General features: G+C 71.7%; 8 protein-coding genes. 3 read left to right on the forward strand and 5 right to left on the reverse strand.

Annotated features, from left to right (window positions below; genetic code table 11):
* Window positions 1-30: 30 nt before the first annotated feature.
* From G4D85_RS18510 to G4D85_RS18530, 5 genes are all read right to left on the reverse strand, one after another.
* Window positions 31-711 carry a Fe2+-dependent dioxygenase gene (locus tag G4D85_RS18510; RefSeq protein WP_164013748.1) on the reverse strand — a complete coding sequence of 227 codons (681 nt, stop codon included), beginning with the start codon at window positions 709-711 and terminating at the stop codon, window positions 31-33.
* A 46-nt stretch (window positions 712-757) separates the two neighbouring features.
* Window positions 758-3,091 carry a TonB-dependent receptor gene (locus tag G4D85_RS18515; RefSeq protein ID WP_164013750.1) on the reverse strand — a complete coding sequence of 778 codons (2,334 nt, stop codon included), beginning with the start codon at window positions 3,089-3,091 and terminating at the stop codon, window positions 758-760.
* A 151-nt stretch (window positions 3,092-3,242) separates the two neighbouring features.
* On the reverse strand, window positions 3,243-4,703 hold the full coding sequence (locus G4D85_RS18520) for a PepSY-associated TM helix domain-containing protein (protein ID WP_164013753.1): 1,461 nt from the start codon (window positions 4,701-4,703) through the stop codon (window positions 3,243-3,245).
* Window positions 4,704-4,725: 22 nt separating this feature from the next.
* A complete protein-coding gene (locus G4D85_RS18525) occupies window positions 4,726-5,520 on the reverse strand; it encodes an energy transducer TonB (protein ID WP_240359358.1) in 795 nt (264 codons plus the stop codon).
* 191 nt (window positions 5,521-5,711) lie between these two features.
* On the reverse strand, window positions 5,712-6,200 hold the full coding sequence (locus tag G4D85_RS18530) for an NUDIX hydrolase (RefSeq protein ID WP_164013757.1): 489 nt from the start codon (window positions 6,198-6,200) through the stop codon (window positions 5,712-5,714).
* An 84-nt stretch (window positions 6,201-6,284) separates the two neighbouring features.
* On the opposite strand from G4D85_RS18530, the gene G4D85_RS18535 reads away from it, so the two are divergent.
* The 3 genes from G4D85_RS18535 (at window position 6,285) to G4D85_RS18545 (ending at window position 15,253) form a co-directional block, all read left to right on the forward strand.
* The gene (locus tag G4D85_RS18535; protein WP_164013759.1) at window positions 6,285-8,804 is read left to right on the forward strand and encodes an RCC1 domain-containing protein; all 2,520 of its coding nucleotides are present in this window, start codon (window positions 6,285-6,287) and stop codon (window positions 8,802-8,804) included.
* A 414-nt stretch (window positions 8,805-9,218) separates the two neighbouring features.
* Window positions 9,219-13,790 carry a glutamate synthase large subunit gene (gene gltB, locus G4D85_RS18540; protein ID WP_164013761.1) on the forward strand — a complete coding sequence of 1,524 codons (4,572 nt, stop codon included), beginning with the start codon at window positions 9,219-9,221 and terminating at the stop codon, window positions 13,788-13,790.
* Window positions 13,791-13,792: 2 nt separating this feature from the next.
* Window positions 13,793-15,253: a glutamate synthase subunit beta gene (locus G4D85_RS18545; RefSeq protein ID WP_164013764.1), complete on the forward strand. Its 1,461-nt coding sequence runs from the start codon at window positions 13,793-13,795 to the stop codon at window positions 15,251-15,253.
* Window positions 15,254-15,341 lie beyond the last annotated feature (88 nt).

Below are 15,341 nucleotides of genomic sequence, written 5' to 3' on the forward strand. Positions count from 1 at the left end.
TGACGCCGGGGGCGCGTCAGGGGACGGGGCTCAGGGCTCCGCCCACTGCCTCAGGAGGTTGTGGTACACGCCCGTCAGCATGACCAGGGCGGGGCTCCTGGGCACCTCCCGGTTGAGCTGGGTGATGGACGTGTCCATGTCGAAGAGCAGCGCGCGCTTCGACACGTCCCGCACCAGGCTCTGCACCCAGAAGAACGACGCCAGCCGCACGCCACGCGTCACCGGCGTCACGTGGTGCAGGCTCGTCGCCGGGTAGATGATGAGGTCCCCCGCCGGCAGCTTCACCGCATGGCTGCCGAAGGTGTCCTCCACCACCAGTTCGCCGCCGTCGTAGCTGTCCGGCTCGGAGAGGAACAGCGTGGCCGAGACGTCCGTGCGCAGGCGCACGGCCGTCCCCGTCAGCGGACGGATGGCGTTGTCCACGTGCGAGCCGAACGTCATGCCCGGCTCGTAGCGGTTGAACAGCGGGGGGAACACGCGCTGCGGCAGCACGGCCGAGACGAACAGCGCGCTGCGCTCCAGCCCCGCCAGCACCACGTCCCCCAGCTCGCGCGCTTCCGGCCCGGTGTCCGGAAGCTGCAGGTTCCGCTTCACCTGCCCGGACTGGTAGCCGGCGGTGACGCGGCCGTCCGCCCAGGAGGCCCTCTCCATGACGGCACGGCAGTGCGCCACCTGCTCGGCCGTCAAGACGTTGGGGATGTGGACCATCATGGAGAGTGCTCCTGAGGGACGGTGTCTGGTGCCGCCAGGCCCTCCGCTAGAAGCGGTAGCGCGCGGTCAGCAGCGCGGAGACTCCGTCAGCGGGGACGGCGTGACCGGCATAGTACTGGTCATAGTAGAGCGCGTCCGTGAGGTTGTAGAGGTTGAGCTGCAGCTGGGCCTTGCCCCACTCGTAGCTGGCGAAGGCATCGAAGCGCCAGAAGTTGGGCACCTTGTTGGTCGACGCGGCCGCCGAAGCCGGGTTGCTGACGCTCGTCACGTCCTGGTAGACGGCGCCGCCGCCCACGGACAGGTTCTCCAGCACCTGGTACGTCGACCAGAGGGAGATGCTGTGCCTCGGGGTGTTCGGCAGGCGCTGGCCCACCAGGTACGGGTTGGTGTGCTCGGTGATGGCCGAGTCCATCAGCGTGTAGTTCGCCAGCATCCGCCAGCCCGTCATGAGGGTGCCGGCCACGCCCACGTTGAAGCCCTGGACGCGCTGCTCACCGGCCAGAATCTGCGGCGGCCCCTCCGGGTCCGTGTTCGGCACGCGCGCGTCCGTCTTGCTGATACGGAAGACCGCGCCGCTGAGGCCCAGCCGGTCATCGAGGAACTCGCCCTTCGCGCCGACCTCGAGGATGGCGTTCTTCTCCGGGTCCAGGCTCACCGTGTCCGCGGACAGCGAGCCGGCCTCCGCCGAGGGATTGGCGGACGTGCCGTACATTCCGTACACGCTCGTCTTCTCCATCGGGTGCACGACGACGCCCGCGCGCCAGTTGAACAGCTTGTCGCTGTTCTGCAGGCGCGTCTTGGCGCCCGAGGCCGCCGTCGCGGTGTAGTCCGTGTTGAAGACGTCGTAGCGGATGGAGCCGAGCACCTCGACGTACTTTCCGATTTCAATCTGGTCCGCCGCGTAGAGCCCCAGCGTCCGCTGCACGCCCACGTTGGCGTTGCCGAAGACGCGCTCCACTCCGGACAGGTCCGGCTGGGGGTCCGGGTCGAACAGGTCGGCGGGGAGGTTGGGCCCGGTGGGCAGGCCCACCGCGTTCAGGTTGAAGCGGCTCTGGCCCCGCTTCTCCCACGTCAGCTCGACGCCAGCGTTGGTGGTGTGCTTCAGGAAGCCCGTCTGGAACGAGCCCCGCACGTCCGCCAGGTTGGCGAGGTACGAGTTGTCCGTCTCGGTCTCGAAGCGCTGCCGGCCGATGGTCGTCGGGGCCGGGGCGGGCGTGAGGCCGCGCGGCGCCGTGGGGCGGGCGAAGCGGTCCACCCGTCCGTAGCGCAGCGTGTTCGTGAAGAGGATGTTCTCGCCGAAGCGCTGGAGCAGCCGCCCGCTCGCGACGTGGGCATCCACCCGCGTCTCGTCCGAGTCCTCCACGCCGTAGAAGGACTCGCGCGGGACGTCGAGGCTCGTGGAGACAGGGTAGTTGTTGAAGTACGGCTCGCCGTAGTCCGGGACGCCGTCCTCGCGCTGGAAGAGGTAGTCGAGCTCGAAGGCGGTGTTCTCGCTCGCCTGGAAGCGCAGCGACGGCGCGAGGCCAGCGCGGTTGTCCTTCACCACGTCGCGAGCCGCGGCGCCGCCCAGCTCCCCCATGCCGTTGAGGCGGACCTGGAGGTTCTCGGAGAGCGCCTGGTTGACGTCCACCGCGATGCGGCCGGAGGGGGCGGTGCCACCGCTCAGGGAGACTTCCTGGAAGGAGGTCTTCTTCGGCTTCTTGGTGACGAGGTTGATGGCGCCGCCGGTGGAGCCGCGCCCGAAGAGGACGGCGGACGGACCGAAGTAGGCCTCCACGCCCTCCAGGTTGAACGTGTCGCGCGAGTACCAGCCCAGGTCGCGGGCACCGTCGCGCGAGATGTCGTTCTGCGCGGAGAAGCCACGGAGGATGAAGGCGTCACCCTGGCGGCCGCCCTCGCCCGCGCTCATGGTGATGCCGGAGACGTTGCGCAGCGCCTCGCGCACCGTGGTCACCTGCTGCTCCTCGAGCACCGCCTCGGGGACGACGGTGACGGACTGCGGCGTGTTGACCAGCGGCTTAGGCAGCCGCGTGAGGCTGCTCTCACGGGCCTTGTAGCCCTGCTCGGCCTCGCCCTCCACCTTCACCGTGGGCAGCACGAAGGTGTCCTCGGCGCCCTGTCCCGACTCCTGCGTGGCCGTGCCCGTCTCCGCTCCGGGAGCCGCGGCGCCGGCCGCACCGGGGTTCTCCGCCCCTTCCACCACCTGCGGCGCCGGAGCCGGAGGGGTGCTCGCGGGCTCCTGCGCCACCGCGCCGCTGGCCGCCAGCGCCGACGCGAGACCGACCGCGGCCTGTCCCAGGGGACGCAGCGCGGAGCGCAGGCCTCCGGAGTGACCGACTGCAGAGCGGATGCCTGGGGTACGGGGATTCTTGGGGGACATGGCTGCTCTCGTGCTCCTGGCCGGGGGAGGCCTGTTCGACGTGTTGTTTGAAGGTGATTTTGATACGCAGAATCAACAAGAAGGCCCAGAGGGGCCGTGGCGGTCGTGACGAGCACCCGCGCCCATCACGACCGGAAGGTGGAGTCCCCGCTCACGCGGCCGTCTCCTGCTCCGGCTGAACGGAGGTGGGCTGCACCTCTGCGGCGGTGCGGGCCTGCCGGCGCGGGAAGAAGCGGCGCCACGCCAGGGCGAAGCCGGTCCACACGAGGACGGCGCCACCCAGCGAGGCAATGGCCGCGATGAGCTGGCCGGGCCACCCGAGCGCCTCGCCCGTGTGCAGGAAGCGCAGCCACGTGCGGAGCTTCCGGCCGCTGTTGAAGTCGGCGTAGCCCTCCTGCTTCGCCACCTTGCCGGTGAATGGATCCAGGGAGACCTGCGTGGACGCGAAGAGCGGCCAGGCGCCCTGCTCGCGCACGGTGAAGGTGAGGGCCGCGGCGCCTCCGCCACGCTCACCGCCGCCCGGGGGCTGTCCCTGCTGCGCCTGGGCCTGCTGGCCCTCCGGGGCCTGCGCTCGCGGAGCGGCGGCAGCCTGGGCCCCCGGAGCCTGGGCCTGCTGCCCTTCCGGGGTCTGCGCTCGCGGAGCGGCGGGAGCCTGCGCCTGCTGCCCCTGCCCTCGCGCGGCGTCTGGAGCCTGGCCTCGCGGGCCCTGCGCCCCCGGTCGGCCGTCCTGTCCCGCTCCACCCGGCGCGCCTCCCGGGCGCGGTGCTCCACCCAGGCGCAGCGAGACGGACTTCCACCCGGGCGTCCCCTTCCGGGCCTCGGCGAAGAGGGCCTCGAACCCCAGGCGCTCGGCCCCCGGAGGCGGCGGCGGCAGCTTCACCTGCGCCTGGCCCGGCGGGCCCTGGCTCGCGGGAGGCGTGTTGCCCGTCACCTTGAACACCAGGTCCGACGCCCACTTGTACGAGATGACCATGCCCGACGCAGTCAGGACGATGAGCACGGGCAGCGACCAGAAGCCGATGACGTTGTGCCAGTTCCAGTCCCGCGCCTTGCCCTTCAGCCCGCGCCGGAACCAGAGGGACGGCCGCATCGCGCGCAGCGTCCACTTGCGAGGCCACCACAGGTACAGGCCGGAGATTGCGAGGAAGAGGAACACCGCGTTGCTCGCCCCCGTCACCGCCTTGCCCACGGGGCGGTTGTCCCCGTGCGCGGCGAGCCACCGGTGCAGGTCCTCCATGACGTGGAAGAAGTCGCGCCACCCCTGGGCGCCTCCGTCCCGCACCTCGCCCGTGTACGGATTCACGTAGGCCAGGCTCTCGCGGCCCAGGTTCACCAGCACCGCCGCGTCGGGCTCCGGGTACACCGTCACGCCCGACGGCTGCGCGTCCGGACGCGCGGCGCGCACGCGGGTCAGCAGCTCGTCCACCGACAGCCGGGCCGCGTCCGGCGCGGGCACCTGGACATGGCGCGCGTCGCGCTCGGCCCACTCGAGCAGCTGCGGCTCGAACGCAATCGCCACGCCCGTCACGGACATCACCGCGATGACGAGCCCGGCGACGAGGCCGACCACCAGGTGGATCCAGAAGAGAATCTTGCGAAAGGTGCTGGTCATGGGAGTGGCTCGTGCTGGCGCTTCACTTCAGGGAGAACTCGACGGGGACTTCGATGATGACGCGCACCGGCCGGCCGTCACGGCCGATGGCCGGCGAGAAGCGCCACCGGTTGACCGCGTCCATGGCCGCCGCGTCCAGCGCGGGCACGGAGCGGATCACCCGCGTGTTCTCGGGCTCCACGCGCCCGTCCGTCCCGATGATGATGCGCACCACCACCCGCCCCTGGATGCCATCCGAGCGCGCGCGGCGGGGATACTCGGGGGTGACCTGCTTCAGCACGCCCGGCGGACGCGACACCTGCTTCAGCCCCACCGCCTCGCCCGTCCCGCCCGAAGCCCCCAACACCCCGCCCTGCTGTCCACCCACGACGCCGCCCACCACGCCACCCACGACGGCCCCGACGCCCGTGGGCTCGGCGGCCGGAGCGTCCGGCACCGGCGCGACATCGACGGGCGGCTCCGGCACCGGCTCGGGCTTCGTCTCCACGGGCTCGGGCACCGGCTTGGGCACGGGCACCGTCAGCGGACGCTCGGTCGGCCGCGCGGCGCGGGCGCGCGTCGGCTTCTCCACGGGCGCGGCGGAGGCACCGGCGGAAGGCGCGGGCGGCGGGGGAGCGAAGGTCATGAACACCAATTCCGGCTCCGGCGCGGTGGGCGCCTTCTCCGGCTGGGAGGACGGGAACGCCACCGCCAGCCCGAGCAGGCCCGCGTGCACCGCCACGGCGAGCAGGACAGCCGGGGCCCAGCGCTCCCAGGTCCCCTCTCCCGCGGGCGACTCGCCCATGCGGAACAGCCCTGAGGACGACTTCGCCCGCACGACCGGGGCGGCACTTTCCGCCACCACCGCCGAGTAATCGAAATTGCGAATCGTTCTCACTTTCACCGTTGCGATGGATATCCCCTCGGCAGGCCACCCGTCAACGGCTGACTTGGGCCCGCGCGGGCTTCGGGCCCGGCTGTCGTGCGCCACCAGTCTCTTTTGGCTGAAAGCCCTGGAATTCCGGCGGGCTACAGCCGGGTGAAGGACCAGCTCACTGCGCGTCCACCGGCGTAGGGCATGACGCCGTGGAAGGGGCGCGGGTCCGCGTCGAACACGAGCGGCAGGAAGTGCCGGTCTCCATCCCACAGGTTCAACCGCGGCAGCTCCGACACGGCCACCCAGGAGAGCGAGCCCTCCGGGTTGCGCTCCAGCGGAGTGCCCTCGAAGCGGTTGATCCGGAAGATGAAGCCGAGCCAGTCCTCACCCTGCTTGCCGAAGCCGGGCCAGGAGATGGTGCCGCGCAGCGACATCTCCACGCACTCGATGCCTGCCTCCTCGCGAATCTCGCGGCGCATGCAGGCGGCCACGTCCTCATCGCGGTCCATCTTCCCGCCCAGGCCGTTGAACTTGCCGTAGTGCGCATCGTCGGGCCTCGCGTTGCGATGGATGAGGAGCACGCGCTGGCCGTCCGGCGACATCACGTAGCCGAGCGTGCCGATGATGGGGGTGTACGGCATTCGGCGCTCCTCGCGGTGGCAGTTGCAATTGAATATAAAGCGCTGCTTCGTGGCCGGGCGTCATCGCTGTCCCTGGAGGCATCAATGCACCAGAAGCTGTGGTCGTGGAAGAAGCCGCGGTCCCCGCGGTGTCTGGCCGTGCTTCTGCTCACCCTCGCAGTGGGCTGTGGAGACGAAGACACGTCCCCTCCTCCACCGGACCGGAATCCCCGCCTCCTCACGTTCGACGAGGGCACGCAGTCCGCCACCAGCGTGCGCGTCCAGCAGAGCATCACCTTCCGGGTGGCGGTGCGGAACGCCGGCGCGAGCTCCCTGCGCTTCACCTGGAAGTCCTCCTCAGGCAGCTTCCTGCCCCCGAGCAACACGGAGACCACCAGCGAGGTGCGGTGGGTTGCACCGGACTGCGCTGACCGCGGAGACGGCGACCCCTCCATCAGCGTCACGGCCACCGACACGAAGACCGACTCCGTCTCCAGGGCCTTTGCCGTGTCCATCCCCCGCTGCCGGGCCCTCCTCGTCGCCAGCGGCGACGCGCACTCCCTGGCTCGACTCGAGGACGGCACCGTCTGGGCCTGGGGAAACAACTCGCACGGCCAGCTCGGGGACGGAACCACCGCCACGCGCCCCACGCCCGTGCAGGTCGCCGGGTTGTTTGGCACCACGGCGCTGGCGGCTGGCGGTACCCACTCCCTGGCTTTGGACACGACCGGCATCGTCCGGGCCTGGGGCAGCAATGCATATGGCCAGCTCGGCGGTGGCACGTCCACCCAGAGCGCCTCCCCGGTCCAGGTGTCCGGGCTGTCCGGCGTCACCGCCATCTCCGCCGGTACCCACCACTCCCTGGCGCTGCGTGAGGACGGCACCGTCTGGGCCTGGGGCCGCAACCAGGTCGGCCAGCTCGGCGACGGCACGCAGACCCAGCGCGACACGCCCGTCCAGGTGTCCGGGCTGTCCGGCGTCACCGCCATCTCCGCCGGCACCGAACACTCCCTGGCGCTGCGTGAGGACGGCACCGTCTGGGTCTGGGGCACCGACGGCTACGGCCAGCTCGGCAATGGGGCGGAAGGCCCCCTCTGGAGCTTCACCCCCGTCCCGGTGACAGGGCTGACGGGCATCACCGCCATCTCCGCGGGCTTCGGCCACAGCCTGGCCGTGCGCGACGACGGCACCCTCTGGGCCTGGGGACTCGACGGCGCGGGGCAGATTGGCGACGGGGCTCCCGCCAGCTTCGGTGTCGAGGCCCCCGTCCAGGTGTCCGGGCTGACGGGAGTGCTGGCCGCGGACGCCGGCGGTGGTCATTCGATGGCCCTTCGAGGGGACGGCACCGTCTGGGCGTGGGGAAGCAATGACACCGGTCAACTCGGCGACGCGGTGCCCGCCGGCGTGCACCCCGCCCCCGTGCAGGTCTCCGGACTCACGCGTGTCACCGCCATCTCCGCGGGCATCGCCCACAACCTGGCCCTCCTCGAAGACGGCACCGTCCCGGGCTGGGGGGACAACAGCGGGGGCATGCTTGGCAATGGAAGGACCACGAACCGCTTCACTCCCGTGCCGGTGGCGCTGCTCACGGACGTCACCCGGCTCGCGGCGGGTGACCATCACACCGTGGCCCTGCGCGACGACGGCACCGTCTGGGCCTGGGGAAGCAACACGGCTTCGCAGGTGGGCGACGCGACCAGCGTCCGCGTTCGCAGCCAGCCAGTGCAGGTGCCCGGCTTGACGGAAGTCGTCTCCGTCTCCGCTGGCGGGGACCACACCCTGGCCGTGCGCAACGACGGCACCGTCTGGACCTGGGGAAGCAACTCCGCGAACCCCCGAAGCGCCAGCCCCGTCCAGGTCTCCGGGCTGACGGGAGTGCGGGCCGTGGCGACGGACCGCCTCCACTCGCTGGCCCTGCGCGACGACGGCACCGTCTGGGCCTGGGGGGACAACAGCACCGGCGCGCTGGGCGACGGGACGACGGAGGAGCGCGACACCCGGGTCCAGGTCTCCGGGCTGACGGGCGTCGTGGCCATCTCCACGGGGCTCATCCACAGCGTGGCCGTGCGGGAAGACGGCACCGTGTGGACGTGGGGCAATGACGAGAACGGCCAGTTGGGGGATGGGACGATTGGCGGCAACCAGGCCATGCCCGCCCAGGTGCCCGGCCTCACGGGCATCACCGCCGTCGCCGCCAGGCTGGGGCACACCCTGGCCCTGCGCGACGACGGCACCGTCTGGGCCTGGGGCTTCAACAACGCCGGCCAGCTCGGCGATGGAAGCACCACCCAGCGTGCCTCGCCCGTCCAGGTCTCCGGGCTGACGGGCATCACCGCCATCTTCGCCGGCTATACCCACAGTCTGGCCGTGGGCGCCGATGGCGGCGTCTGGGCTTGGGGGAGCAATGGCGCGGGGCAGCTCGGTGATGGGAGCGGCAGTCAGCGCCCCATCCCCGTCCGGCACTCCGGGGCCTCCGGAATCACCGCCGTCGCCGCTGGCAGGAACCACTCCGTCGCCCGGCGGGGTGACGGCACCCTCCTGGCCTGGGGCTCCAACTCGCTGGGGCAGGTCGGGGACGGCACCTCTGCCTCCAATCCCATCCCCGCCCCCGCCCTGCTCCCTTGAGCGCTCGCGGCGGCTGACGCAACCACCTCGCCCTCCCCGGGTGAGCCGCGCTGAACTCCGCGCGCGCTCCCCGGGGTGGACATGGGAGTGAGGCCCTCGTGCGCGGGGGCCCGGGCCGCCGAGCGCTCCTTGCGCGGTGCGGCGACGGCACCAGCCGTGGGCCGCCTCCCGCCCCGGCGGAATGCCACGGGGCGGAGGACTGTCAAACCCACGACGTGGGCCTCACCCCGCGCCATTCGTCCAGGCCTCCTGCCCGGAAGAAGACGCCCACCCCTCCCCGGGGTCCGCCAGACCACTCGGTCCCCCACCCGACGGCCTGAACGGACGTGTCTTCCCTACCTTTATCCAACGCGACGCGTTAGCATGATGCGTCATCCACATACCTGCCCGCGTCAGCGGGAAAGGGGGAAGTTGATGTCCGCAATCCTCCCCGGCCGGTACGGCCTCTACGAGCCTGATACCGAGCATGACGCCTGCGGCGTGGGCTTCGTCGCCCACCTGCGCGGCGAGCGCTCCCGAGGCATCGTCGAGGACGCCCTGGAGCTGCTCAACCGGTTGAGCCACCGGGCGGCCGCGGGCAGGGACCCCCGGACGGGAGATGGCGCGGGCATCCTGGTGCAGCTCCCCCATCGCTTCTTCGAGCGCGTGGTGCCGGGGCTCGGCTTCGAGCTCCCCCCACGTCGCCACTACGGCGTGGGACAGGTCTTCCTCCCGCCCGAGCCCGAGGCGCGCGCGGCGTGCGAGGCGGCCTTCGAGGAGGTGGTGGCCGAGGAGGGCCAGCGAGTCCTCGGCTGGCGCGACGTGCCGGTGGACCCGGAGCACCTGGGCCCCGTGGCCCGCGAGGCCGCGCCCGTCATCCGCCAGGTCTTCATCGCGCGGCGGCGCGTGGTGCCCAGCGCCTTCGAGCGCAAGCTGTACCGCATCCGCAAGCTGACGGAGAACCGCGTCACCGCGCGCGGCGTGGCCCCGACGGGCCGCTTCCACGTGGCGTCGCTGTCGTCGGAGACGCTCATCTACAAGGGGCTGATGCTGCCGGTGGACCTGCCCCGCTTCTACCTGGACCTGCGGGAGCCGGACTTCGTGAGCGCGCTGGCGCTGGTGCACTCGCGCTTCTCCACCAACACCTTCCCCACCTGGGAGCTGGCGCAGCCGTTCCGCTTCATCGCGCACAACGGCGAAATCAACACCCTGCGCGGCAACCGGAACTGGATGAACGCGCGGCGCGGGCTGCTCCAGACGGCGCGCCTGGGCGGCAGCCTGGAGCCGCTCCAGCCCATCATCGTCCCCGGCAAGAGCGACTCGGCGCAGTTCGACAACATGGTGGAGCTGCTCTACCTCGGCGGGCGCACGCTGCCGCACGCGCTGATGATGATGATTCCCGAGGCGTGGGAGGGCGACGCGCACATGGCCGACGAGCGCCGCGCCTTCTACGAGTACTCCTCCGCGCTGCTGGAGCCGTGGGACGGCCCCGCGGCGATTGCCTTCACGGACGGGCAGCTCATCGGCGCCACGCTGGACCGCAACGGCCTGCGGCCCGCGCGCTACCTCGTCACCGAGGATGACCGCATCATTCTCGCGTCGGAGGCAGGCGTCATCGACGTGCCGGCCTCGCAGGTACGCCGCAAGGGCCGCCTGACGCCGGGCCGCATGCTGCTGGTGGACACCACCGAGGGGCGCATCCTCGAGGACGAGGAAGTCAAGCGTGACATCACCACGCGCTGGCCCTACCGCCGCTGGCTGGAGCGCAACGTCTATACCTTCGAGGACCTGCCCTCCATCCCCGCGCCGGAGCGGCTCCGGGGCGAGGAGCTCTGGCGGCTCCAGCGCGCCTTCGGATTCACCGCCGAGGACGTGCGCACGGTGCTGTCGCCCATGGCCGAGACGGGCAAGGAGCCGGTGGGCTCCATGGGCACGGACACGCCGCTGGCGGTGCTCAGCGACCAGGCCCCGAGCCTCTTCTCGTACTTCCACCAGCTCTTCGCGCAGGTGACGAACCCGCCCATCGACCCGCTGCGCGAGTCGCTGGTGATGACGCTGGCCACCGCGCTGGGGCCGGAGAGCAACACCTTCGAGGAGACGCCGGAGCAGTGCCACCGCCTGTCCCTCCCGGGCCCCATCCTCACCAACGGGCAGCTCGCCAGGCTCAGCGTCATCCACGGCGAGGGCCTCTTCGAGACGAAGCGCCTGTCGCTCCTCTACCCGCTGGACGCGGGCGAGGGCGCGCTGGACGTGGCGGTGGAGCGGCTGTGCACGGCGGCCGTGGACGCGGTGGACGCGGGCGCCAGCATCCTGCTGCTGAGCGACCGCGGCGTGGACGCGGCGCACGGGGCCATTCCCGCGCTGCTCGCCGTCTCCGCGGTCCACCAGCGCCTGGTCCGCGACGGCATCCGCATGTACACGGGCCTGCTGCTGGAGACGGCGGAGGCCCGCGAGGTGCACCACTTCGCGTGCCTCTTCGCCTATGGCGTCTCGGCGGTGAACCCGTACCTCGCGCTGGACACGCTGCGGGCCATGGCGGACTCGGGCGAGCTGGCGGTGGACGCGGAGAAGGCCCAGGAGCGCTTCATCCACGCCGTGGAGGAAGGGCTGCTGAAGGTGATGTCCAAGATGGGCATCTCCACGCTGCAGTCGTACCGCGGCGCGCAGCTCTTCGAGGCGGTGGGGCTCCAGCGCTCGCTGGTGGAGCGGCACTTCACCGGCACGTCCTCGCGCGTGGAAGGCGTGGGGCTGCCGGAGCTGGGGCGCGAGGTACGGGAGCGGCACACGCGCGGCTTCGGCTCCGAGGCAGACGCGGAGGTCGGCCTGCTGCCCGTGGGCGGCCAGTTCCGGTGGCGCCGGCTGGGCGAGCGGCACAAGTGGAACCCGGCCACGATTGCGAAGCTCCAGGCGGCGGTGAAGGGCAACGACGCGACGCTCTTCGCGGAGTACTCGAAGCTGGCGGACGACGAGACGCGCGAGCACAGCAACCTGCGCGGCCTGCTGGACGTGGTGACGGAGGGCCGCACGCCGGTGCCGCTGGAGGAAGTAGAGCCGGCGCTCTCGATTGCACGTCGCTTCGTCACCGGGGCCATGTCCTTCGGCTCCATCAGCGCGGAGGCGCACGAGACGCTGGCCATTGCGATGAACCGGCTCGGCGGGCGCTCCAACAGCGGCGAGGGTGGCGAGGAGTCGCGCCGCTACACGCCGGACGAGAATGGGGACTCGCGCCGCAGCGCCATCAAACAGGTGGCCAGCGCGCGCTTCGGCGTCACCACCGAGTACCTCGTCAACGCGGACGAGCTGCAGATCAAGGTCGCCCAGGGCGCCAAGCCCGGCGAGGGCGGCCAGCTCCCCGGGCACAAGGTGGACGAGCGGATTGCCAAGGTGCGCTGGTCCACGCCGGGCGTGACGCTCATCTCCCCTCCCCCGCACCACGACATCTACTCCATCGAGGACCTGGCGCAGCTCATCTATGACTTGCAGTCGGTGAACCCCCAGTCGCGGGTCAGCGTGAAGCTGGTGAGCGAGGTGGGCGTGGGCACCATCGCCGCGGGCGTGGCGAAGGCGGGCGCGGGGGCGGTGGTCATCTCCGGGTACGAGGGCGGCACGGGCGCGTCGCCGCTGTCGAGCCTCCAGCACGCGGGCCTGCCGTGGGAGCTGGGGCTGGCGGAGACGCAGCAGGTGCTGGTGCACAACGGCCTGCGCTCGCGCATCCGGGTGCAGGCGGATGGTGGCCTGCGCACCGCGCGCGACGTGCTGGTGGCCGCGCTGCTGGGCGCCGAGGAGTTCGGCATGGCCACCGCGAGCCTCGTGGCGGTGGGCTGCATCATGTTGCGCAAGTGCCACCTCAACACCTGCTCGGCCGGCATCGCCACGCAGGACCCGGAGCTACGCGGGCGCTTCCAGGGGAAGCCCGAGGACGTGGTGAACTACTTCCTCCTCGTCGCGGAGGACCTGCGCAAGAAGATGGCGGGGCTGGGCGCGCGCACGGTGGAGGAGCTGGTGGGCCGGGTGGACCTGCTGCGGCAGCGTCCGGCGGTGGACCACTGGAAGGCGAAGCGGGTGGACCTGTCCGCGCTGCTGGCGGCCCCCGCCGCTCCGGCCAGCGAGCCGCGTCACTGCAAGGTGCCGCGCAGCAAGGACGTGTCGGACCACCTGGACCACACGCTGCTGCGCGACGCACGCCACGTGCTGGATGGCGGGCCGCCCCTGCTGCTGACGCAGCCGGTGAGCAACACGCACCGCGCGGTGGGCGCCATGCTGTCGGGCGAGATTGCCCGGCGGCACGGAGGCCGGGGGCTGCCGGACGGGCGCATCCACGTGCGGATGAAGGGCTCGGCGGGACAGAGCTTCGGCGCCTTCCTGGTGGCCGGCGTCACGCTGGAGCTGGAGGGCGATGCCAACGACTACGTCGGCAAGGGCCTGTCCGGCGGGCGCGTCATCGTCTACCCGCCGCAGGCCGCGCGCTTCGTGCCGGAGGAGAACGTGCTGGTGGGCAACACCGCGCTCTACGGCGCCACGGGCGGCGAGGTGTACCTGCGGGGGCTCGCGGGTGAGCGCTTCGCGGTGCGCAACAGCGGCGCGCAGGCAGTGGTGGAGGGCGTGGGCGACCACGGCTGCGAGTACATGACGGGCGGCGTGGTGGTGGTGCTCGGCCCCACCGGGCGCAACTTCGCGGCCGGCATGAGCGGCGGCACCGCGTACGTGTTGGACCGGGAGGCCACCTTCCGGCAGCGGTGCAACCTGGAGATGGTGGAGCTGGAGTCACTGGTGGACGAGTCCGAAATCTGGCTCGTGCACGGCCTGGTGGAGCGGCACCTGCGCCACACGGGCAGCACGCTGGCGAAGCGGGTGCTGGACAACTGGGAGCTGATGGTGCCGCGGTTCGTGAAGGTGATGCCCACGGACTACAAGCGCGTGCTCCAGGCACGGCGCGCGGCCAGGCGGCCGACGGAGCAACTCGCGGAGCAGCTTCAACAGACGGCCGGCGCCGGCGGGAGGGCCTGAGCATGGGAAAGCCAACGGGATTCATGGAGTGGCCCCGCGAGCACGCGCCCAAGCGGGCGAAGGACGAGCGCCTGGGGGACTGGAAGGAGTTCCACCTTCCCCTCGCGCCCGAGGAGTCCAAGCGTCAGGCGGGCCGGTGCATGGACTGTGGCGTGCCCTTCTGCCACCAGGGCTGTCCCCTGGGGAACCTCATCCCCGACTTCAACGAGGCCGTGTACCGGGGCCGCTGGCGCGAGGCGTACGAGCTGCTCAGCCGGACCAACGGCTTCCCGGAGATGACCGGCCGCCTGTGCCCCGCGCCCTGCGAGGCGGCGTGCGTGCTGGCCATCGACCGGGACGCGGTGACGATTGAGCAGATGGAGAAGGAGATCGCCGAGCGAGCCTTCGCCGAGGGCTGGGTGAAGCCGAAGCCGCCGACGCGGCGCACCGGACAGACGGTGGGCGTGGTGGGCTCGGGGCCCGCGGGACTCGCGGCGGCGGCGCAGCTCAACGCGGCAGGGCACACCGTCACCGTGTACGAGCGCGACGCGCGGCCCGGTGGGCTGCTGCGCTATGGCATTCCCGACTTCAAGCTGGAGAAGTCGGTGCTGGACCGGCGGCTCGCGGTGATGGAGGCGGAGGGCATCACCTTCGTCAATGGCGTGGACGTGGGCGGAGCCCTGAGCTTCCGGGAGCTGCGCTCGAAGCATGACGCGCTGGTGCTGGCCATGGGCGCGCGCAGGCCGAGGGAGCTGGAGGTGCCCGGGCGCGAGCTGTCCGGCGTGGTCCAGGCGATGGAGTACCTGGAGCACCAGAACCGGCTCGTCGCGGGCCAGGGACAGAAGGACGCGCGGCTGGATGCGGCGGGCCGGCGCGTGGTGATTCTGGGCGGTGGCGACACGGGCTCGGACTGCCTGGGCACGGCGCTGCGGCAGGGCGCGAAGAGCGTGGTCCAGGTGGAGCTGCTGCCGGCGCCGCCCGCCGTGCGCGCCGCGGGCAACCCGTGGCCCCGGTGGCCGGTGGTGTTCCGCACCTCGTCGAGCCAGGAGGAAGGCGGCGAGCGCGCCTTCGCGTTGCAGACGAAGCGGCTGAGCGGAACGGACGGGCGGCTGGAGGCGCTCCACACGGTGCAGGTGGAGGTGCACCGCGAGCCCGGCGCCCTGCCGCGCATCGTCGAGGTGCCCGGCTCCGAGACGACGCACGAGGTGGACCTGCTGGTGCTGGCCATGGGCTTCACGGGCCCGGAGCCGGGGCGGCTGGTGGAGGAGCTGGGTGTGAAGCTGTCGCCCCGCGGCACCGTGCAGGTGGATGCGCGCTTCGCCACCTCGGCGGACGGCGTGTTCTGCGCGGGCGACGCGAGCCGGGGCGCAAGCCTCATCGTCTGGGCCCTGTCGGACGGCCGCGAGGCGGCGAAGGCCGTCGACGCGTGGCTGGCCGGTGGCCGGTCGGCGCTGCCGACCCGGGGCGCGGACTGCGCGTTCTGATGGAGCGCAGGGCCCTGGATGCAAGCCTGTAGCGAGGAGTAGCGACGGATTCGCCGGCGGAATCGGGTGAGCACCCGGTTTCGCCGGT

Source organism: Pyxidicoccus trucidator, assembly GCF_010894435.1.
GTDB classification, from domain to species: Bacteria; Myxococcota; Myxococcia; order Myxococcales; family Myxococcaceae; genus Myxococcus; species Myxococcus trucidator.